This is a genomic window from Pseudomonas sp. NPDC086278, assembly GCF_050280905.1.
In the GTDB taxonomy this organism is placed as follows: domain Bacteria; phylum Pseudomonadota; class Gammaproteobacteria; order Pseudomonadales; family Pseudomonadaceae; genus Aquipseudomonas.
Genome location: NZ_JBNNWE010000027.1, coordinates 22,611 through 41,485, shown reverse-complemented (window position 1 = coordinate 41,485; position 18,875 = coordinate 22,611). Strand labels below are relative to the sequence as shown.

The following is an 18,875-nucleotide window of genomic DNA, read 5'->3' as shown; positions in this document are numbered from 1 at the left end:
GTTTTATGTCGAGCAAGAAAAAGTCGCTGGAGATCGAAACCCTGCGCGGCCTGGCCTGCCTGCTGCTGGTGCTGTATCACGTGATCGGGCCCTTGGGCGGCGGTTTGAAAATCGACCTGGGTTCGCCGTTCCGGGTGATCGCCGACTCGATGGTGTACGTGCGCATGCCGCTGTTCACCTTCATCTCGGGCTACATCTATTCCATCTACAAAATCCGGGGCAATGACTTTCCAGCCTATGTTGTCGGCAAGGTCAGGCGGATTATCGTGCCGCTGTTTTGCGTCGGCGTTCCGTTCTCGGTGCTGCAGGCCGTCGGGCCCGGCGTGAACAAAGACGTCGGCGTGGTCGATGCGCTGTTGTCGTTCTACATACCGGTCAATCACTTCTGGTTTTTGCAGGCGGTGTTCATCATTTTCATGTTTGTCGGCGTGCTGGAGTGGCGCGGTCTGTTGCAGACGGCGACGCGCTTGTACGTGCTGTTGGCGTTCGCGGCGGGGGTGTTTCTGCTGCCGCCGTTTGCGGTTGATGCATTCGGCATCAACGGTGCGATCTACCTGCTGCCATTTTTTGTCATGGGAATGATTGGCCATGAAAAGGTCAACGAGATACGACAGACGCTCAAGGTGATCGGGCCGCTGGTGTTCGTGTTGATCGCGCTGGTGCTGCTGTATGTGGCGACGCTGGATCGTGAGTTGATTGTCGATCGCCGCAGCCTGGTCGGATTGCTGGTTGGCTGTGTCTCGTGCGTGGCGTTGCTGTCGAGCAACTGGCAGGCGCGATGGCTGATCTGGCTCGGCGGCTATTCCTACGCGATTTTCCTGTTTCACGTGCTGTTTGCCGCCGCTTCGCGATTCGCGCTGGCGCGCCTGGGCGTCGACGATGAAAGTGTTCTGGTACTCAGCGGCGTGGTCTGCGGTTTACTCGGGCCGGTGCTGCTGGCGAGTCTCTTCAGCCGATTCACCGTCACGTCGTTGCTGTTTCTGGGTGAGCGGGCAACCCGAAGAAAACCGCCGGCTGTCGCGGTTCCGCTGGCGCAAGCCTGATGAGAGTAGTGATGAAGGAAGTGACGCGTGCTGGCAGTCGATGACGTGCATCCTGTCCCGGCTTCGGTGATCGAAATCGGTGACGCTCGCGAACGGTTTGCGCAATGGCGCGAGGGAAAAGTGGGGACGGTATTGGCCATCTCGGTCATCGGCGACAGCTACAGTGCCGGACAGGATTTTTACCTGAACACACTCGTGCAGCGACTCACCCGTGAGGCGGGTTTCGCCGGGCCCGGTTATGTCGGCTTCAACCACGGCGCGGCGCTCGGCGGCACACATTACAAGTACACCCGCAGCAGTGAAAAGTACTTCGGCGGTGATTGGGCCGTGTCCAGTCTCGGTCAGGCCAGCCCGGACAGTCGCACCGTTACCGGCCGGCCCGGCGCTTATCTGGAGATCGATGCGAGCCCTACGCCCAGCGTTGATACGTCCATTGCCCAGGCGAAATTACTCTACCTGGGCGACGGAAAATCCAATGAAGTGCGCTACCGCTGGACGGCGTCCGACCCTTGGCACTCACTGAAAATCGACGATTCAGGTGTCCAGGCGGTGCCATTGTCTGGCGCACCAGACACGGCGCAGTGGGCGTTCCGGCTTGAGGTGGTCAAAGGCGCGCCAACCCTGTTCGGCCTGTGGCTGAGCAATCATCAGGCGGGCGTCAGGGTCTCCAAGCTCGCGGCTTCCGGCGCGGCGTCCGCTGATTTCTACCACAGCGATGGCCCGTGGCAGGCGCAGTGGAAAGCGGTGGTGTCGAAGATTCCGGCAGACATTTACCTGATCATGCTCGGCGGCAACGACCAGGGGTTTGGCGTGAAACCGCAAACGTATCTGGCGAACATTCAAGGTCTGGTGCGGATGGTGCGCGAGGTTCACCCGGCGGCGAGCATCAACCTGATCCTGCGCCAGGACACCACACGCTCAAGTGCTTATCCGATGTCGGCTTACGCCAAACTCCTGGAACCCTGGGCGCGGGCGGAACACTTGGGTTACGCCGATATGCAGTGTGCGTTTGGCACTGACTTCAAGCGCTATGCCGTAGGCGGGCCCACGCCAATGATCGGCCCGGACGGCATTCACCCGATCCCGGGAACGGGCGGGCGGGTGATCGCGGATTATCTGTATCGTTTGATCGTCGGCGGGGGCAGTGCAGTTTGTGGTGAGGGGGCTAGCCCTCGTTCGGCTGAGCAGTTGTAAAACTGTTGGATGGGGTTTGTTTTGTCCAATTCGGTTGGCGGTTGGCGGTTTTGGGGTCGCTTCGCGACCCAACGGGGGCAAGCCCCCTCGCCACAGGTGAGCCTCCGCATTCGGCTTCAGCGCGGGTCACTCTCGAACTGCTGCAGATGAGCCAACAATTCCGCAGTCTTAAGCGGCATCAGCTGCGGATCACAACGGGTTTCCACCGTGATGACGATCGCTGGGTCACTGCCGGGAATGCGCGCCCGGAATCGCCAATCGCTGAAGATGACTTTCAGCCCGTCGCGTTCATCGATGTCCAGCGCCTGCTGGCCGAACGTTGATTTCAAATGAGCAATGAGCGCGTCGGGGTTGAGAATCGGTCGTCGGATTTCCCCGGACGAGGGGAACACGCCGATGCGTTCCACCATCAGGATGGAGCCCAGCCAGGTTTCGGCGGGGCAGGGCAACGACGGATTCAGTGACAACCAGGCCATCATCCCGACGTTGCCCACCTCGCGTTCAATGTCTGCCGAGTGTTTTGCGATGTTCATAGGGTCTGCCTGATGGAAGAGTGAGCGATGGTTGTGGCGTGTGAGCGATGAGTGGGGCAGTCCGGTTCAAGACCGTTGAGGTACAAGTGTTCGTAACAAAAATTAGTCATGAATTACAGCCAACAGATAATTGCAGTAAGCCGGGGGTGGAAGTTTCTCGGTCAAGCAACTACGTTAATACCTGAGATGGCGCGTTGATAGCAATTATCAGTGCGGTTATAACAAGTGAATGTTATGAGTTGTCAGGGTGTGGTTTGTTAGTTATTTTTCGTCGGTGTCCGGTTATGGTCGTGGTCGTTACAGAGTGCTAAATAAGTAGCCGTTATAACTGCCTGCTCGACATAAATAAAAGTCGGTGGTGGTTGAACTCGTTATACGCCTTGTTGTTGTCGCCCCTGTTGTAGATGCAGTGCGGTTTTCTCCGCCTGTTTAAACAAGGCACTGCGCAAGTTATTGAGCCTTTCACGACCCGACTATGGACCGCACTATGAAAATTCTGGTAACGGGGGGCACCGGGTATATCGGTTCTCACACTACGCTTGCGCTACTTGAAGCGGGATTTGAAGTGGTGGTTCTGGACAATCTTTGCAACAGCTCCGACGCTGCGCTGCACGCCGTGGAAGCCATCTGCGGCAAAAGTGCGCTGATGATTCATGGCGATGTGTGTGACAGAGCGTTACTGGACCGGATTTTCAAGCAGCACTCCATTGATGCGGTCCTGCATTTCGCCGGGCTCAAAGCGGTCGGCGAAAGTGTGCGCAAGCCGTTGGAGTATTACGAAGCGAATGTCGGCGGCAGCATCACGCTGTGCCAGGCGATGTCCGCCGCCGGAGTGTTTCGCCTGGTGTTCAGTTCGTCGGCCACGGTCTATGGCGCACCGGAGCAGATGCCGATCAGTGAGGATGTCCCTACCGGCAGCCCCACCAATCCCTACGGCCAATCGAAGTTGATCGTCGAAAATCTGTTGCGAGACTTGTGCGCCGCAGAGCCGTGCTGGAGCATTGCGCTCCTGCGCTACTTCAATCCGATCGGCGCTCATGACAGTGGTCACTTGGGTGAAGACCCCAACGGAATTCCCAATAATCTGGTGCCCTACATCAGTCAGGTAGCGGTTGGCAGCCTGAAGGAGTTGTCGATTTTCGGCGACGATTACCCCACCGCCGATGGCACCGGTGTGCGCGACTACATCCATGTCGTGGACCTGGCGGACGGGCATCTGAAGGCCTTGCAGTCGATTGCCCAACGCACCGGCATCAACATCTGGAATCTGGGCACAGGCGACGGTTACAGCGTGATGCAAGTACTGCAAGCGTTTGAGCAGGCGTCGGGACGGCCAGTGCCTTATCGAATATTGCCGAGGCGCTCGGGTGACGTCGCCGAGAGTCTGGCCGACCCGTCCAAGGCTGCCCGTGAACTGGGCTGGAAGGCTACGCGCAGTTTGCAGCAAATGATGACAGACACCTGGCGCTGGCAATCGAATCATCCCAAGGGATACCTCGGATAAGTTCGCCGCTGTTGCCGCAAGCACTTATTCTGCCGGATGTTATAAAACGGCTGGAATGTTAAGTATCGTCGGGAAATTAGTCTGGAAATAAGCCGGTCAAATCCGTAGATATAAACCCCGCCGTTCGACAGTAATCGGTCAAGTTCGACTGTGTCTGAACGGCGGATCTTGCTCGCACTTTTTGCGGCTTGATATGTCCACCTCTGACGGACTACCCGGTTTTTTAACAGGGTCGAATGTTAGAAAGGAGTTGATATGAAAAAAGTGATGGCCGTTGCCTTGTTATCGATGTTCGGCAACTGGGCGTTTGCAGCGGAAGCACCGCTGACACTTGCCACTAATGTCGTGGGGACCGTCGCCGCTGCTCAAGCGGTGTCGGCCAGTTCGGCAATGGTGGCGGGTGCAGTGGCCGCTTCCAATAGCGGTGGAAACGCCAACGGCGGTACAACCGGGACCACCGGCACTACCGGAACTACCGGCACCCAGTAACTGAAAAACTCTGTAGGTGTAATACAAGGTCGCCCGATGCAAGTCGGGTGACCTTGTTTAGATTTGCCCTTGAATAGCGTAGTGCCATTATGACTCGTAGTTTTCCTTTTTTAATGTTGGCAAGTATCGCTTTGCAAGGTTGCATGTTTTCCCCGGGGCAATACCTGAGCACCAGCGATATCACGCGCCAGGGCGCCAGTGAAAGCAGTCGCGTCGAGCTGATTCCGATTACCCCCAAGCTCATCGCGATGGACCGGGCCACACAGAAACGTACGTCGCTGCCGGCGGAGTTGTTGGCGGCACCTGCGGAGTACCGCATCGGCAACAACGATGTCCTGTACATCACGGTCTGGGATCACCCCGAGCTGACGGCGCCTTCTGGCGCACAACAGCAGATTGACGCCAACGGTCGTCTGGTCCGGTCCGACGGCACGCTGTATTACCCCTACATCAAAGAAGTCCAGGCGGCCGGCAAAACCATCCAGCAACTGCGTGCGGACATCGCCGCAAGGCTGTCGGACTTTATCGCCGATCCGCAAGTGGACGTCGCGGTGTTGCGCTTCGCCAGTCAGAAGGTGGTGGTGTCCGGGGCCGTAGCGAAGGCCGGTCCGCAACCGATTTCCACCAACCCGCTCAGTGTGGTCGAAGCCTTGGGTTCCGCCGGAATCGATCCGGCGAATGCGGATTTGTCCGGTCTGCTGTTGACGCGCAACGGGCGGGTGTATCCGCTGGACCTCGACGCACTCAATCACCAGGATTCCGAGTTACAGAGCGTCTACCTCAAGGGTGGCGATCAGTTGTACCTGCCGTACAACGACAACAAGCGCATCTACGTCATGGGGGAAGTCAATCAGCCCCGTGCGCTGACGTTCAAGACCGGCACCATGAACCTGTCCGATGTACTGGGCTCGGTCGGCGGCTTGAGCCAGACCACCTCGAACGGTAATGCGGTGTACGTGATTCGCGGGGTGGAAAACCTTGATGTCGAACCGGCGAAAATCTACCAGTTGCAAGCCGAGTCGCCGACCGCCATGGCACTCGCCACGCACTTCAATGTACGGCCGCAAGACATCGTCTACGTCGGTCCGGCCAACGTGACTCGCTGGAACCGCTTCATCAGCCAGTTGGTGCCGTCGGCCGCCATCCTCGGTGTCGGTGCTTCCTCGGCGAAGAACCTGAGCGAAGTCCGGGACAACGGCAAATAAGGTCAGGTCTGTGAAAACGTTGAATGCTGGCGTCTGCTTGATCGCGGCCGTGTTGTTGTGTGGATGTAATCCGTTGATGAACGCCTCTTTCATTAACTTGAAAGCGGCAGTGGGCGGGCCCGATGAGTTGCAAGTAACGCCGGCCCAAGTGGCCCGGGTCGAGTTTCCCCAGCTCACATTGACCACGCCTTCCGGCTCCGGGGTGCTGGCGATGGTGCGTGAACGGGGCGACCTGCAGTTCTGGGTGGCTTCCGGCAAACAGGTGCTGTTGCTGCGCGACGGACTCGCGGTGCGCAGCATCGGCCTGGGCTTCGATGGCGATCTGGACGGGACGCGACTGGCGCCAGCATCACCCTTCAAGCAAGGCCTGCAAACGCTGCCTGATGGCTACACCAGCCAACGCTGGATCGACCTTTATCAAGGCAGCGAAGTGGGCGTGACCGTCAACAGTCGCTTCTCCCGAAAATCGATGGAAACCCTCGAAATCCTCGACAAGGAATACACCGTGCTACGTGTCGATGAACAGATTGACGCCCCGGCCATTGGCCTGCGTTCGACCAATCGTTATTGGGTCGATCCCGTTGACGGTTTCATCTTGCAGAGTGAACAGCAACTGACCACGCGACTGCGGGTCAAGATCGTGCAATTGACTTCTGAACGCAGGTTCTCTCATTGAAGCGGGTGCCGTTTCTGACGGCGTGCCTGCTGTTGATCTCAAGCGTGAGCCACGCGACGGTTACCGTCACCGGCGACGTGCTCAACCCGGGGCCGGTCGAGTTGCCACCGGGTGGGCGGTTGTCGGACGTGATCAGCGCAGCCGTGCCCAATGCCGAAAGTTACTGGCTGGCCGCCGCGTTGCTGCGCCAGTCGTTGCTGGACGAGCAGACCCGGCTCAAAACCGGTGTGCTGTTCGATTTGCAGGTCTTGCAGCGTGAAGCGTTGATCTTTGACAGACCCGGCCGGGCGGCGCTCGCGCAGCGTCTGTACGAGCAAGTCAGCCGCATGCCGGTCACCGGGCGGCAGGTCACGGTTCTGGACCCGGTGGCCATCGAGGTCGGGTTCGCCCTCAACGTTCAACTGGGCGATGGCGATCGCCTCATCTATCCGTTGCGCGTCAACGAAGTTGAAGTGCTGGGCGCTGTCGTCGAACCGTGCCGGCTGCCTTATGTCGCTTTGCAGCAAGCACGGGATTATCTGCGCAAGTGCTCGGCGCTTGCCGATGCCGACACCGATTACCTGTGGCTGATCCAGCCCAATGGGGTCACTCGCCAGGTCGGCATCGCGCCCTGGAATCGGGAGAGCGGACAGTTCCCGGCAGCCGGCAGCAAGATCCTGGTGCCGGTTAAAAATGATGATCTTGATCCGCCTATACCTGAGCTGAATCAGCAGTTGGCCGAATTTCTTGCCACGCAACTGGCTGAGGTGGTTCGTTGAATTTACGTTTTGCAGCGGTGCTGTTATTGCCCTGTGGCCTGGCCCAGGCGGAGCCACGTTTGACCCAGAATGATTTCGGTGGTGTCGGCTTGTGGCAGACGCCGACCGCCAGAATGTCCCCGGCCGGCGAGTTGAGCGTGAACGCCAACCGAACCGAGCCCTACAGTCGTTACAGCGTGGCGCTGCAACCGTTTGACTGGCTGGAAGGGGCGTTTCGCTACACCGCCATCACCAACCGTCCCTACGGCCCCGAGTCGTTGAGTGGCAACCAGAGTTACAAGGACAAGGCGGTCGATCTCAAAGTCCGATTGTGGCAAGAAACACATTGGGCGCCTGACGTGGCGCTGGGGTTTCGAGACATCGGCGGTACCGGCCTGTTCTCCAGTGAATTCCTTGTGGCCAGCAAGCGCTACGACAATCTTGATTTCAGTGCCGGCGTTGCCTGGGGTTACCTGGGTAATCGCGGCGACTTCGACAACCCGGCGGGTTGGGTCGACGATCGTTTCAAGAGCCGGCCGAACATGGAAGGCACCGGTGATGTTAACGCCGGCGCCTATTTTCGCGGCCGGCCGTCGTTGTTCGGCGGCGTGACCTACCAGACGCCGTGGGACCGGTTGAGCGTGAAGCTCGAGTACGAGGGCAACGACTACAAACACGAGCCCAAGGACAACGTGATCAAGCAGGACTCACCGATCAACCTTGGCGCCGTGTTCAAAGTGACCGACTCGCTGGACCTCAGCGCGGCTTGGGAGCGGGGCAACACCGCGATGTTCGGCCTCACTTTCCACACCAACTTCGTCAGCCGCAAGGCGCCGGCCAAGCGCTTCGATCCGCCAGCGGAACCATTGCCGGCGAAGATGCCGGCCGTTGCGATGGATCAGGTCGATTGGCCGGAGGTGTCTCGCCGCTTGCAGCAAAACGCCGGTTACAAGGTCGAGCGCATCAGCCAGCGCGGTCCGGAGCTGATCGTTTACGGCGAGCAGGGCCGATATTTTCACTCGGCCAAAGCAGTCGGGCGGGCGAGCCGGATTCTGGACAACAGCGTCGACGCGCAGATTGAGTGGTTCACCGTAGTGAACAAACGCTATGGCCTGCCTCTGGAAGAAACCAGCCTGCCTCGGCAAACCTTTCGCGAAGTGCTCAACCATGAGCAGCCACTGCAAGCGTTGCATCGCACCACCGAGACGAATCCGGCGATGCCGCATAACGAGAAGACGCTCTACACCGAAGCGCTCGTCCCCTTCAGTTACGGCGCCGGGCTGGGTTTCAAACAGAACGTCGGTGGCCCTGACGGCTTCTTCTATCAGTTCAGCGCAGACGCGGACGCCGAGTATCGCTTCAACCGCAACACCTGGTGGAGCGGCCTGCTCAGCGCCAATCTGCTGAACAACTTCGACGGTTTTGACTACGACGCGCCCAGTGGTTTGCCCAGGGTTCGCACGGACTTGCGCCAGTACCTGACAACCTCCGAAGTGACCATGCCGTTATTTCAGTTCAGCCACGCCGAACAGCTGGACAAAGACCTGTATGGCATGGTCTACGGCGGCTATCTGGAGTCGATGTTTGCCGGTGTTGGCGGCGAGGTTCTGTTTCGCCCACAAGGCCAGCGCTGGTCGGTCGGGGCCGACCTGAACTACGTGCGTCAACGCGAATTCGACCAAGGTTTTGGCCTGCGGGACTACTCGGTGGTCACAGGCCACATCACCGGTTATACGGACTTGCCCTACGACACGCTCGCGGCCGTCAGCGTCGGACGCTATCTGGCAGGCGATTGGGGCACCACGGTCGATCTCTCGCGAGAGTTCTCCAATGGTGTGCGGTTCGGCGCCTGGGCGACGATCACCACCGCCACTGGCCCCGAATATGGCGAAGGTAGCTTCGACAAGGGCCTGTACCTGTCGATCCCGTTCGATGAAATGATGAGCATGTCGACCATGCGCCGCGCCAACCTCGTCTGGTCGCCGCTGACTCGGGACGGTGGCGCACGGCTCAATCGCAGCTTCCAGCTGCACTCGATGACCGACAGCCGCGACAACGACATGTTCTACCGCAACTTCGAGAAGATCACTGAGTAACGGTCGGCGATCTACAGGGCTGCACGTCTTGTCGATCGCCTGTTCGTGTCCTGCTCGCAGACCCGGTGCCTGACCCTGAATCACAGCCACGAAAAAGGGGACTCTCGTCCCCTTGTGCTGGTGATTCTTTAGCGCTCAAAACATCAATAGATGTCCTTCGAGAGCAAGGTGAAAGGCGTCTTCACCAGGATTTTCAGGTCCAGCCATAACGACCAGTTATTGATGTACTTGAGGTCGATCTCGACACGCTTCTGCATTTTATCGAGGGTGTCCGTCTCACCGCGGCAACCGTTGATTTGTGCCAGCCCGGTAATCCCCGGCTTGATTCGATGACGCGCCATGTAGGCGAGAATTTTCCCCGAGTAGTAGTTGTTATGGGCGACAGCATGCGGTCGCGGGCCGACCAGGGCCATATGCCCTTGCAGAACGTTGAACAGTTGCGGCAATTCATCCAGCGAGGTGCGACGAATGAAGCGTCCTACGGGCGTGATGCGCGAGTCATTGCGGCTGGCTTGCCTGACCTCAAGGTCGTCGTGCATGCGCATCGAGCGAAACTTCCAGACCTGAATCACCTTGCCATTCCAGCCATGGCGGTCTTGCTTGAACAGGACCGGGCCGGGTGAACCAAGTTTCACGCACAGCGCAATGATCGCCAGCACCGGGCTCAGCAGAACGATTGCCAGCAGTGCCACGCCTTTTTCCAGCAGGCTTTTGCTCAACGCGGCGGTGGGCTGGCTGGTCAGTGGGCTTTCATTCAAATAGATCGCTGGCAGACCATCCACGACCTTGACCGAGTGATTGAGCAACGTCAGGCAATTCAAGTCCGGGACCCAGACTACGTCGACATTGGCACCCAGCAAATCGACATACATGGCTTCGATTTTTGCCGCTTCGCTCAACGGCAGGGTGATATACAAGCGCCGAATGTCATGGACGCGGATCAGCTCCAGCAACTCTTCCTGTGCGCCCACAATGCGCGGGGCGTCCGGCGCCAGCGCGGCGACGCTGCCCGTGCTGACCAACCCCACCAACGGCAGGTTCTCGAGGCTGCTCAATTTTTTAGCCAGGCCCAGCGCCAACTCACCCGTCCCGACGATCAGGGTCCGATGCGCGCTTTTTCTTGACCGCTGGTAGTACTTTGAGAACCCATGCAAGGGCGCGTAGAGCAGCGCCTGCCCGAGGAAACCGTATACCGCCCAACTGAGAATGACCTGCCGCGAAAACAGCTCATTAGCCTTGCAGATAAATGCCATGCAGGCCAACGCAGCCATGGTCATGGACCAGCCCATAAACAGGCGGCCCAGCCCCGTCAGGTAGTCGTCTCGTTTTCTGTATACGCCACTGAACGTATACGCCGGAACAGAGGCGAGCACTGTCAGTGTCGCGCACACTCGATAATAGAACTCGACTGTTCCGGAATGTTGCTCCGCGAGTATGAACAACAGTGAAACGACAAAGCCTTGCGCCAGCGCCCATTGCCCCCAAAAGGTAAGTCCCTTGAGGCCGGTGTTCCGATTGATACGAAGCGTAAGATCCATGCGATGTCCCCAAAAGACGTCCATTCAGGTATCGACAGTCGAGACTCGAGTTGTTTTAGCAGGATGTATTATTGTTTTAACGAATGCCCTGTAACTAACAACTTCAATAGTCGAACTGTCGTCAGTCAATAGACTAATTTATCGATGAGGGCGCTGTCTGACGAGTTCTAACAAGATGGCACAGTGCCAACTTTCAAACACAACAAGTGTCGACTGTTAGAAAAGGTCGATGTTGGCTTGAGGAAGTAAAAGGGCAGGGGAGGCAAACGAAGTGCACTTTTTATTATTGTAATCGCACTGTCATCCGTTTGTTTCAAGCGAGGGTCAGGCGGGGTGTGTGTCTGAGACGACTTCCTGGATAAGGCAATAACCGCGATTTCTCACCGCGCGAAATAACCGCTCACCTTTACTGGCACTTTTAAACTTGTCTTGTAACCGACTGAGGCACATTTCCAGGCCACGGTACTGCTCCGGCTCCCTGCCGATGCTTAGAATCAGATCGTCCCTGCTGACGACACGATCCTCGTGATCGAGCATCTTCTTCAGGAGGGTGGCTTCCAATCCGGTAAGGGTTATCTCGACGTTCTCTTTGATCAATACGCTTTGATCGTTGTCGAGTTGCCAAACTTCGCTGTAGGGAGCGTCACACTCGCTTTGTCGGGGCATGTCCGCGAAATCGGCTGGCGTTGGCGTGACACTGCTGCAAGTAACGGATTGCGCCGCCAACCATTCCGCTTCGAGCGTTGCAAGTATTTTCTGTGTTTCATGTTCGAGGGTGTGCGCAACATTTTTCCTCGTCACGCTTGGGTAGGTGAACTCCATCAGCAGGGGGCCGGAAGAAGGCGGGGTGGCATCTTCGATAAACATTTGTGCCTGGGAGGTGCCAAACGAATTGAAACGCTCGCTGGACAGGATGGTCTCGAGCTCACGCTGGGATGTTGTGCTATGAGTCACGACGACAAAATATTTTCTGGGGAGGGTTGTACTGATTTCCACGTCTCTCTCCTAAAGTGCTCACCAATGTTCGGTTGAAAGATGATCGGCAGGGGAGTAATAGCTCCCTTGGCAGTAAGCAAAGGGCAGTGCCCGGGCCAATGAATGGCTCTCTAGATGCTCTACTCGATCGGCAATAAAATAAATATTGTTGTTGTGGTCCAGTGTCACCATACGTTCATGGAGTTGATTGAAAGCTCAGGATTGCCACTGAGTTTTAAGCACTGGTCCAGGGATAAAATCGATGCCTTAGTGCGATTTAACAGAGTTGGAGTACGGAAGCTTGTTAGCGCTTCCCGTTGGGGGTTGTCTTCATCCACAACGATTTCTATACCATGATCTTTAAAGCGATACATGTCATTAACAAGGTTTTTTTTATATTTGGAATCTACTTCCCAGAATAGTAGTTCATCGCGTGACATGGCCAATGGATGGCCGCAATCGCGCACGTTGTTGCCAGACCGTGTTGGCGGTGCAGTCAGTGTGAATTTGGTTTGGCTTGGTTCGGACAGGCGCAGGATCGTTCGGTTCAATTTTTTTTTGGGGATGTTCGAACGGCGACCGTCCGAGGGGGAGCATTTCAAATTGATTTGTTTCAATGCATTGCAAGGATCGCCCGTTAAGCGCTTGGGCGTGCTCCATGACAGCGGAGCGAGAAGGGTATGAGACTGCGCAATATCACTCCGTTGCAGACAGGTATCGCTTGCCTTCAACCATCGTCGGCAGGCCTTTGCGGTTGAGATGCCACCAGTCGCATTCATGCAACAACTCCTTTCCATAGGTGATTCAGGTGGTCGAAATCAGACCCCTCATCAAGCGGTATCCATACCCGCGGATGCTCTGAATGGCATTGGCGCCATACATGTCTTTAATTTTTCCGCGAAGACGACTGATTGATTTCTCCAGAGCGCGCGGGTCGTAAAAGTTAACGTTCAGACCCATTATTCTGGCAATTTCATCGTGGCTTAGTATGTGATTACTGGTTTGCGCAAATGCCTCCAGAATTTTCATTTCTGCAAACGAGATGTCCAGTTTCTTGCGAGTGCCCAGCAAGCAAATACGGGTCGGGTCCAGCACCAGGTTGACTTCACGTTGCCATTCTTCGCTGCTGAAAAAATCGGACAGCAACTCGGCATTTTCTTCGGAAAGCGTATTGAGCTTAATGCAGCAGTCGGCTCCGGCAAGAAAATACTTCATCTTGTTGTAGGCGCCTCGGCCCGTGATGACGGCGCATATAATCGGATTCAAGTTGGCAGAACGGAGGCTTTCCACCAGCGCGAGGCTTTCATCCAGTGCCTGTGGGGCGTCGATAATAATAAATATGGCGCGATACAAGTCCGGGTATTCATTTTTTTTAGATGAATTAGTGTAGGTGCTAGCATCAAGAGCTATATCAGAGTGCACATGCCTTGCGACTAATGCTCTAAAGTTCTCGGCCACGCCGCGGGTACGGCCCAATGTGAGAACACCAGGCTCGTCAGTTGTCGGGCGCTGGCTTTTAGTCGCTGATTTCCCGGTAAGCATCATGCCTTGACTCAAATAGGTGCTGACATCGGGATGTTAAAGCACCGGTTCTCATCTGTGACTGACAATTGGTAACATTTAAACGGATTTTGCCCGCTGCCCTGGAGTTTTCTAACATAAACAAAGGGTTTCGGAGGCTTAGTTGCTTAACACGCGCCTCTCAACTAAAGAAATGGCGTCGCTAGATGGTGGCACTATGAAACTGTGCCATCATTTTGAATCTATTGCGATCGATATTTGTACTCAAAAGGCCATCACTTTCTTCCCTGCCGATATTGTGCTAATGGCGCTCGAAAAATAACGATATGTGCACTCCGTCACATTTTTGTCTTGCGGGGGTTTATCATCGAGCACTTGAGCTGCTGTTGGTTGGTGAACTGGACGATTAATAACATATATTGAGTATGTGGTTTGCGTGGACTTAATATAGGCCTGTAATTGCCCGATGAATAAACAATGCTTGAAAGGTTTTGCCTTTGTTGACACCTATCGTTCTGCTTTCTTGTCTATTAAAAGTAATGAATGGACGTCAATCGCAAGTCACAGTTACGCGGCATTTGCCTGGTACTAACGGAATTAACGCCCTTCGAGCAATTCCGCCGCCTGATCCAGCAACATCAGAGGCTCTTTAGCCTTATGAATATCCACCGACAACAACTGCCGGAACCTGCGTGCCCCTGGGAACCCGGTGCCCAACCCCAGCACATGTCGAGTGATGTGGTGCATCGAACCACCGGCGTCAATGTGCGCCGCTATATAAGGACGTAACTGCGCCAATGCCTCAGCCCGGCTGATCACCGGCGCCGTACTGCCGAACAGTTGCTGATCGACTTCGGCCATCACGTAAGGATTGTGGTACGCCTCACGACCCAGCATCACGCCGTCAAATGTCTGCAAATGTTCGTGACAGGCTTCCAGCGTCTTGATCCCGCCGTTGAGAATAATCTCCAGCTCCGGGAAATCCTGTTTCAACTGCGCCGCGACGTCATACCGCAGCGGCGGAATATCCCGATTCTCCTTCGGCGACAACCCTTCCAGAATCGCAATCCGCGCATGCACGGTGAAACTGGTGCACCCGGCATCGCGCACCGTCCCGACAAAATCACACAACTGCGCGTAACTGTCGCGCCCATTAATCCCGATGCGATGTTTCACCGTGACCGGAATCGACACCGCATCGCGCATCGCCTTCACGCAATCCGCCACCAACTGCGGATGCCCCATCAACACCGCGCCGATCATGTTGTTCTGCACCCGATCACTCGGGCAGCCGACATTCAGATTCACCTCGTCGTATCCGTGTTCCTGAGCCATGCGTGCGCAGGCGGCCAGGTCCAGCGGGACACTGCCGCCGAGTTGCAGGGCCAACGGATGCTCGGCTTCGTTATGGCGCAGAAAACGCTCGTGATCGCCATTCAGCAGCGCACCGGTGGTGACCATCTCGGTGTAGAGGAGGGCGTGTCTGGAGAGCAGGCGTAGGAAGAACCGACAATGTCTGTCAGTCCAATCCATCATCGGTGCCACACTGAAGCGCCGGGACAGCGTAGGAGGGGAGTAGCTAGTATTTAAAGGGGCTTCAGCTTTTTTGAATTTCATTGGTACTGATCTTTTATACAGCGGTTTTTACCCATTTTTTCTTGTTTTTCGAAGTCGGTTGCTACAATGTAGCAATCGACTTCAGCAATGTAGCAACTGGAAATGGGCACGATCACTTCACGTAAGCGCAAGGACAACTCGACGGCCTACACGGCGCAGATACGGATTAATCGGGACGGTAGGACAGTTTATCAGGAAAGCCAAACCTTCGACCGTAAGCAGGTCGCCCAGGCCTGGATCAAGCGCAGGGAGACGGAGCTGGCCGAACCTGGTGCTATCGAGCGCGCAAACCGCCAGGGCGTGACGATCAAGAAGATGATCGAGCAATACTTGGACGAGTACGAAAAGATCCGGCCGCTGGGCAAGACCAAAAATGCCACGCTGAACGCGATCAAGGACACTTGGCTGGGTGAACTCGATGACTCGGCACTGACCAGTCAGAAGCTGGTCGAGTTCGCACAGTGGCGGATGGGCAAAGAGGGTGGTGGCGTTCAGGCGCAGACAGTCGGCAATGATCTGTCGCACTTGGGGGCGGTGCTGTCGGTGGCGCGACCAGCGTGGGGTTATGAGGTCGACCCGCTGGCCATGTCGGATGCGCGCAAGGTGTTGCGCAAGTTGGGCATGGTCAGCAAGAGCAAAGAGCGCAACCGTCGGCCGACCTTGGAAGATTTGGATAAGTTAATGGGGCATTTCTTCGAAATGCAGGCGCGCCGCAAAGCGCAGATCGATATGCCGAAGCTGATCGCCTTCGCGCTCTTCTCAACCCGCCGGCAAGAAGAAATCACGCGGATACGCTGGGACGATCTCGACTGCGCCCAGCAGGCTGTCCTTGTGCGGGATATGAAAAACCCAGGACAGAAAATCGGTAATGACGTGTGGTGTCATCTGCCTGATGAAGCCTGGGCGATCCTGCACACCATGCCCAGGGTCGAGAGGGAGATTTTTCCCTACAACTCCAGGTCAGTGTCGGCGTCTTTCACGCGAGCTTGCCCAATGTTGGGGATTGAAGACCTGCATTTCCATGACCTACGGCACGAAGGGGTAAGCCGGCTGTTTGAGATGGACTGGGATATCCCCAGGGTGTCGAGCGTCTCAGGACACAGGGATTGGAATTCATTGAGGCGCTATACGCACCTGCGCGGCAGAGGTGATCGGTATAAGGACAACCTATGGTTGAGGCAGGTGCTGAGCGGTGAGCATGGCAAAAGGCCTGCGAATTTGGTCTAGTGCTATTGAAAATATGAATAGTCGCCGCAAGATGGATGTTGCAGGGAAAACTAATATTCAAGGAAGCTACTATGCAATTCTATATTCATAAGATCAGAGTCGATAAAAGCAGTGGAAATATCGTTGCAGTAGCGGCTTTTGGGAAAGGTGAAGGCGGTAAGTGGGATTGGGTTCCAATTCGTTTTGTGACCCAGTTGATTAGGCAGGGCGTTCCATTCAACACGTATTTCAAGCGTGGAGAGAAGTGGGTGACCGGCGCGAAGGTGGTGGATTTCGAGAATGATTTCCTGCGAACTGTAGCCAATGGTACAGAGAAAGATAATTTGGAAAGCTTGCCTACAGAGAAAGTGTAAACCAAACGTCCTAGTGTTCGCCTGCGCACTAGGACGTTTTCAATGCAGCTACGCTGCCCTGCCCATTAACTGGTTCTGTTCCTTCATAGCTTTTTCCCGCTGCCGATCAATGTAGTCCGCCAGATCCTTCAAGTGAATGCCAAGCGCTGCTTTTTGGGAGTTTGCCCCCATGCGCACCACTGGAATATCAATTTCTCCGTCCAGTTGTTTTCGCTTGAACTTCTCCACGGTCAAATGCATGTAATCCGCGCATACCTGGTCAAGCGGAATGACAGCTTGCCCATCGTACTGAGCCATCAGTAGAAAAAGCGTATTCATTGCAACACCTCTCCTGCAGCTTGTTGGGCGACGAGTACGGCGTGCTTCCACGCTCTGCGCTTCCATGCGGCGAAGCCGGCCCGGTACGCGTAATGCTCACGGGCGAACGAGTCGGATGTCTTCGCGCCTGGTGCGGTGATGTACGTACCTCGCTGGGTGCAGTACTTCAGACCTTCGGGCACTGGGAACTCTTTCTCGAACTCAGCGCGCTCGTCGATCTGCATCTCGTCGACGGCTACTTGTGAAGGGCTTTCTGAGTTGCTGTCAGTGTGCGTACACCCCACAGCAGGCTGCGCGGGCGGGCGGTTTTTAGCGATCAGCGTTGCATTGGGTGTGGCTGCCTCGCGCAGCTTTTCGTGGGGTATAAGCGCCTCGGTGGTGCTGCTGGAAGGAGCAATAATGCCTGCTGCTGCGCAGCAGAGGCTGTTTGTTTCTAGCGTGTCGACGCTCACTGCTTCGCAGAGCAAAGCGGTCATGGATTGGGTGTTGTGCTGGTCCATTTGTATGCCGCTTTCCTCCGTCGTTCGATTGCGCGCTGGTTCGTCTGCCGCTGGTGAGGCGTATGCCGTGTCGCGGTGGGTGTTGGAGTGGGTAAGGATCTCGTTCAAGCGGCGTCTCCCACATCAAAGGAAGCCAGTTGCTCAGCCATGTCGAGAGCTCGGTCGCGCAGTACGCGAGTGTCGCGCTCCAGTTTTTTGCCTGTGCGGAATGCACTGAATGTCTCGGCGGCAATGCGAAGTTTCTCGGCGATTTCCAGCAGTGCCAAGCGCTCGGGGCCTCCGAATGCCATCGCTATCTGCAGACGTTTGCAGTGTTGCGACAAGCGGGTGTGGTCAGCCTTGATGAAGTCTAGAGATGCCCTTAATTCACGAACCGTCTTGGCGCTTTCGGCACGCTGGATCTCGTCGCTTTCCTTCATGCCAGCGGACATGCCGTCGCTATGGCCCATGAAGTAGCCTGCCCAGACGAGTAGTCCGGCGAAAACGATTAGAACGATGAGTGCGCAGATCTGAATTGCAGTCATGTGGTGTGCTCCTGGTGATGTCTTTGGCTGGTGGTGGCAGCCATTCGGTTTTGGTTGTTATTCGGTGGTGTTGTCCTGCTGTCGCTGCATGTCTTCGTCGGCCTTGTAGGCGCGAATGTCGATCAGTGAAGCGACGTGGCGGATGTGTGCGTACTTCGGTGCCTTGCGGCTGGTGTCCAGCGTGGTGATGGGGAGCTGGATGCGGCCGCTGCTGATCTCGGCGACGAACGATTGCTCGTTGAGGTTGCGGAAGTACTGCTCGCGCACTTTGTCGAGCGGGATCAGGACGTCGCCGAAAATGCGGTAGAGCAATTCGACGGTGGCTGACTCCGGGGCCGGGAGCAGGCGGAGCGGGTTTTGTGCTGTGTTACTCATGGCTCTGTTGGGCCTCCTTGCGTTGTGTTTTGGCCGGGTGGTTCCAGGCGTTCAGGCAGTGCCGTTTGGTCAGCTCGCGCAGATGTTCGGGCACTTCGAGGAGCGCGGCGTTGCGCTCCTCTCGTGTCCGCATGGCGATGATCTGGCGGGCGTATTCCCTAGGCCACGTCACGGTTATCTGTCGGTATGGCAGGTAGGTCGATGCCTAACTTTTCCGCCAGCCAGTGGATGCCAAGTTGTTTCACCTTGGTCGACTGGCTGTACTGCATGCCGAGCTGGTCGTGGTACCACTGGCCGTCCTTGACCCGCAGGTAGTCCCGATCACGGTTAGGGTAGGCCGGCAGGTTCCGATCGGTGAGCAGGCCTTTTTCCCGCATGTGAGCGATGAGCTTGGGCCGGGTTAGGCCGAGCTGGGTTGCGGCTTGGGCGAGGGTGCGTTCCATGGCGTCC

The 18,875-nt window shown here is 56.4% G+C and carries 22 protein-coding genes; 10 read left to right on the top strand and 12 right to left on the bottom strand.

Annotated features, from left to right (window positions below):
• The first annotated feature begins 5 nt into the window (after positions 1-5).
• Positions 6-1,043, top strand: a complete 1,038-nt coding sequence (locus ACQKP4_RS11265; RefSeq protein ID WP_427633090.1) for an acyltransferase family protein — start codon at positions 6-8, stop codon at positions 1,041-1,043.
• Positions 1,044-1,070: 27 nt separating this feature from the next.
• Positions 1,071-2,237: an SGNH/GDSL hydrolase family protein gene (locus tag ACQKP4_RS11260; RefSeq protein WP_427633089.1), complete on the top strand. Its 1,167-nt coding sequence runs from the start codon at positions 1,071-1,073 to the stop codon at positions 2,235-2,237.
• A 116-nt stretch (positions 2,238-2,353) separates the two neighbouring features.
• Here the strand turns inward: ACQKP4_RS11260 and ACQKP4_RS11255 are convergent, their stop codons facing one another.
• Positions 2,354-2,770, bottom strand: a complete 417-nt coding sequence (locus tag ACQKP4_RS11255; RefSeq protein WP_427633087.1) for a mannose-1-phosphate guanylyltransferase — start codon at positions 2,768-2,770, stop codon at positions 2,354-2,356.
• A 487-nt stretch (positions 2,771-3,257) separates the two neighbouring features.
• Between ACQKP4_RS11255 and galE the strand changes: the two genes are divergently transcribed.
• From galE to ACQKP4_RS11225, 6 genes are all read left to right on the top strand, one after another.
• Positions 3,258-4,274: a UDP-glucose 4-epimerase GalE gene (gene galE, locus ACQKP4_RS11250; RefSeq protein WP_427633085.1), complete on the top strand. Its 1,017-nt coding sequence runs from the start codon at positions 3,258-3,260 to the stop codon at positions 4,272-4,274.
• A 255-nt stretch (positions 4,275-4,529) separates the two neighbouring features.
• A complete protein-coding gene (locus tag ACQKP4_RS11245; protein ID WP_427633083.1) occupies positions 4,530-4,763 on the top strand; it encodes a hypothetical protein in 234 nt (77 codons plus the stop codon).
• Positions 4,764-4,852: 89 nt separating this feature from the next.
• Positions 4,853-5,968: a polysaccharide biosynthesis/export family protein gene (locus tag ACQKP4_RS11240; RefSeq protein ID WP_427633082.1), complete on the top strand. Its 1,116-nt coding sequence runs from the start codon at positions 4,853-4,855 to the stop codon at positions 5,966-5,968.
• Between the two features lie 10 nt (positions 5,969-5,978).
• The gene (locus ACQKP4_RS11235) at positions 5,979-6,644 is read left to right on the top strand and encodes a YjbF family lipoprotein (protein WP_427633080.1); all 666 of its coding nucleotides are present in this window, start codon (positions 5,979-5,981) and stop codon (positions 6,642-6,644) included.
• Positions 6,641-7,402, top strand: a complete 762-nt coding sequence (locus ACQKP4_RS11230) for a capsule biosynthesis GfcC family protein (RefSeq protein WP_427633078.1) — start codon at positions 6,641-6,643, stop codon at positions 7,400-7,402. Before ACQKP4_RS11235 ends, ACQKP4_RS11230 begins: the two co-directional genes overlap by 4 nt.
• Positions 7,399-9,477: a YjbH domain-containing protein gene (locus ACQKP4_RS11225; protein ID WP_427633077.1), complete on the top strand. Its 2,079-nt coding sequence runs from the start codon at positions 7,399-7,401 to the stop codon at positions 9,475-9,477. The genes ACQKP4_RS11230 and ACQKP4_RS11225 overlap by 4 nt, the downstream gene beginning before the upstream one ends.
• 143 nt (positions 9,478-9,620) lie before the next feature.
• Here the strand turns inward: ACQKP4_RS11225 and ACQKP4_RS11220 are convergent, their stop codons facing one another.
• The 5 genes from ACQKP4_RS11220 to dusA form a co-directional block, all read right to left on the bottom strand.
• On the bottom strand, positions 9,621-11,015 hold the full coding sequence (locus ACQKP4_RS11220; protein ID WP_427633076.1) for an undecaprenyl-phosphate glucose phosphotransferase: 1,395 nt from the start codon (positions 11,013-11,015) through the stop codon (positions 9,621-9,623).
• Between the two features lie 324 nt (positions 11,016-11,339).
• Positions 11,340-12,011: a winged helix-turn-helix domain-containing protein gene (locus tag ACQKP4_RS11215; protein ID WP_427633074.1), complete on the bottom strand. Its 672-nt coding sequence runs from the start codon at positions 12,009-12,011 to the stop codon at positions 11,340-11,342.
• 164 nt (positions 12,012-12,175) lie between these two features.
• The gene (locus ACQKP4_RS11210; RefSeq protein WP_427633072.1) at positions 12,176-12,769 is read right to left on the bottom strand and encodes a hypothetical protein; all 594 of its coding nucleotides are present in this window, start codon (positions 12,767-12,769) and stop codon (positions 12,176-12,178) included.
• Positions 12,770-12,794: 25 nt separating this feature from the next.
• Positions 12,795-13,535, bottom strand: coding sequence for a winged helix-turn-helix domain-containing protein (locus ACQKP4_RS11205; RefSeq protein WP_427633070.1), 741 nt, complete (start codon positions 13,533-13,535; stop codon positions 12,795-12,797).
• A 573-nt stretch (positions 13,536-14,108) separates the two neighbouring features.
• On the bottom strand, positions 14,109-15,128 hold the full coding sequence (dusA, locus tag ACQKP4_RS11200) for a tRNA dihydrouridine(20/20a) synthase DusA (RefSeq protein ID WP_427633069.1): 1,020 nt from the start codon (positions 15,126-15,128) through the stop codon (positions 14,109-14,111).
• Positions 15,129-15,230: 102 nt separating this feature from the next.
• Here dusA and ACQKP4_RS11195 point away from each other — a divergent pair, with 102 nt between their 5' ends.
• Both ACQKP4_RS11195 and ACQKP4_RS11190 read left to right on the top strand, forming a co-directional pair.
• Complete coding sequence (locus ACQKP4_RS11195) at positions 15,231-16,355, top strand: site-specific integrase (RefSeq protein ID WP_427633067.1); 1,125 nt, start codon at positions 15,231-15,233, stop codon at positions 16,353-16,355.
• A 71-nt stretch (positions 16,356-16,426) separates the two neighbouring features.
• A complete protein-coding gene (locus tag ACQKP4_RS11190; RefSeq protein WP_427633065.1) occupies positions 16,427-16,708 on the top strand; it encodes a DUF3892 domain-containing protein in 282 nt (93 codons plus the stop codon).
• A 48-nt stretch (positions 16,709-16,756) separates the two neighbouring features.
• On the opposite strand, the gene ACQKP4_RS11185 is transcribed toward ACQKP4_RS11190, so the two are convergent.
• Genes ACQKP4_RS11185 through ACQKP4_RS11160 form a run of 6 tightly spaced genes read right to left on the bottom strand, consistent with a single transcriptional unit; the run spans position 16,757 to position 18,868 of the window.
• Positions 16,757-17,026, bottom strand: coding sequence for a pyocin activator PrtN family protein (locus ACQKP4_RS11185; RefSeq protein WP_427633064.1), 270 nt, complete (start codon positions 17,024-17,026; stop codon positions 16,757-16,759).
• Positions 17,023-17,634 carry a hypothetical protein gene (locus ACQKP4_RS11180; RefSeq protein WP_427633062.1) on the bottom strand — a complete coding sequence of 204 codons (612 nt, stop codon included), beginning with the start codon at positions 17,632-17,634 and terminating at the stop codon, positions 17,023-17,025. The genes ACQKP4_RS11185 and ACQKP4_RS11180 overlap by 4 nt, the downstream gene beginning before the upstream one ends.
• Positions 17,631-18,050, bottom strand: a complete 420-nt coding sequence (locus ACQKP4_RS11175) for a hypothetical protein (RefSeq protein WP_427633060.1) — start codon at positions 18,048-18,050, stop codon at positions 17,631-17,633. Before ACQKP4_RS11175 ends, ACQKP4_RS11180 begins: the two co-directional genes overlap by 4 nt.
• Positions 18,051-18,107: 57 nt before the next feature.
• A complete protein-coding gene (locus ACQKP4_RS11170) occupies positions 18,108-18,425 on the bottom strand; it encodes a pyocin activator PrtN family protein (protein WP_427633059.1) in 318 nt (105 codons plus the stop codon).
• A complete protein-coding gene (locus ACQKP4_RS11165; RefSeq protein WP_427633058.1) occupies positions 18,418-18,558 on the bottom strand; it encodes a hypothetical protein in 141 nt (46 codons plus the stop codon). Before ACQKP4_RS11165 ends, ACQKP4_RS11170 begins: the two co-directional genes overlap by 8 nt.
• A 25-nt stretch (positions 18,559-18,583) precedes the next feature.
• Complete coding sequence (locus ACQKP4_RS11160) at positions 18,584-18,868, bottom strand: phage antirepressor KilAC domain-containing protein (RefSeq protein WP_427633056.1); 285 nt, start codon at positions 18,866-18,868, stop codon at positions 18,584-18,586.
• Between the last annotated feature and the right edge of the window lie 7 nt (positions 18,869-18,875).

Coding starts and splice junctions, on each gene's coding strand:
- ACQKP4_RS11185 (WP_427633064.1), bottom strand. CDS start 17,026: ATGAATACGCTTTTTCTACTGATGGCTCAGTACGATGGGCAAGCTGTC.
- dusA (WP_427633069.1), bottom strand. CDS start 15,128: ATGAAATTCAAAAAAGCTGAAGCCCCTTTAAATACTAGCTACTCCCCT.
- ACQKP4_RS11170 (WP_427633059.1), bottom strand. CDS start 18,425: ATGAGTAACACAGCACAAAACCCGCTCCGCCTGCTCCCGGCCCCGGAG.
- ACQKP4_RS11255 (WP_427633087.1), bottom strand. CDS start 2,770: ATGAACATCGCAAAACACTCGGCAGACATTGAACGCGAGGTGGGCAAC.
- ACQKP4_RS11205 (WP_427633070.1), bottom strand. CDS start 13,535: ATGATGCTTACCGGGAAATCAGCGACTAAAAGCCAGCGCCCGACAACT.
- ACQKP4_RS11195 (WP_427633067.1), top strand. CDS start 15,231: ATGGGCACGATCACTTCACGTAAGCGCAAGGACAACTCGACGGCCTAC.
- ACQKP4_RS11160 (WP_427633056.1), bottom strand. CDS start 18,868: ATGGAACGCACCCTCGCCCAAGCCGCAACCCAGCTCGGCCTAACCCGG.
- ACQKP4_RS11165 (WP_427633058.1), bottom strand. CDS start 18,558: ATGCGGACACGAGAGGAGCGCAACGCCGCGCTCCTCGAAGTGCCCGAA.
- ACQKP4_RS11175 (WP_427633060.1), bottom strand. CDS start 18,050: ATGACTGCAATTCAGATCTGCGCACTCATCGTTCTAATCGTTTTCGCC.
- ACQKP4_RS11220 (WP_427633076.1), bottom strand. CDS start 11,015: ATGGATCTTACGCTTCGTATCAATCGGAACACCGGCCTCAAGGGACTT.
- ACQKP4_RS11240 (WP_427633082.1), top strand. CDS start 4,853: ATGACTCGTAGTTTTCCTTTTTTAATGTTGGCAAGTATCGCTTTGCAA.
- ACQKP4_RS11245 (WP_427633083.1), top strand. CDS start 4,530: ATGAAAAAAGTGATGGCCGTTGCCTTGTTATCGATGTTCGGCAACTGG.
- ACQKP4_RS11210 (WP_427633072.1), bottom strand. CDS start 12,769: ATGAATGCGACTGGTGGCATCTCAACCGCAAAGGCCTGCCGACGATGG.
- ACQKP4_RS11265 (WP_427633090.1), top strand. CDS start 6: ATGTCGAGCAAGAAAAAGTCGCTGGAGATCGAAACCCTGCGCGGCCTG.
- ACQKP4_RS11190 (WP_427633065.1), top strand. CDS start 16,427: ATGCAATTCTATATTCATAAGATCAGAGTCGATAAAAGCAGTGGAAAT.
- galE (WP_427633085.1), top strand. CDS start 3,258: ATGAAAATTCTGGTAACGGGGGGCACCGGGTATATCGGTTCTCACACT.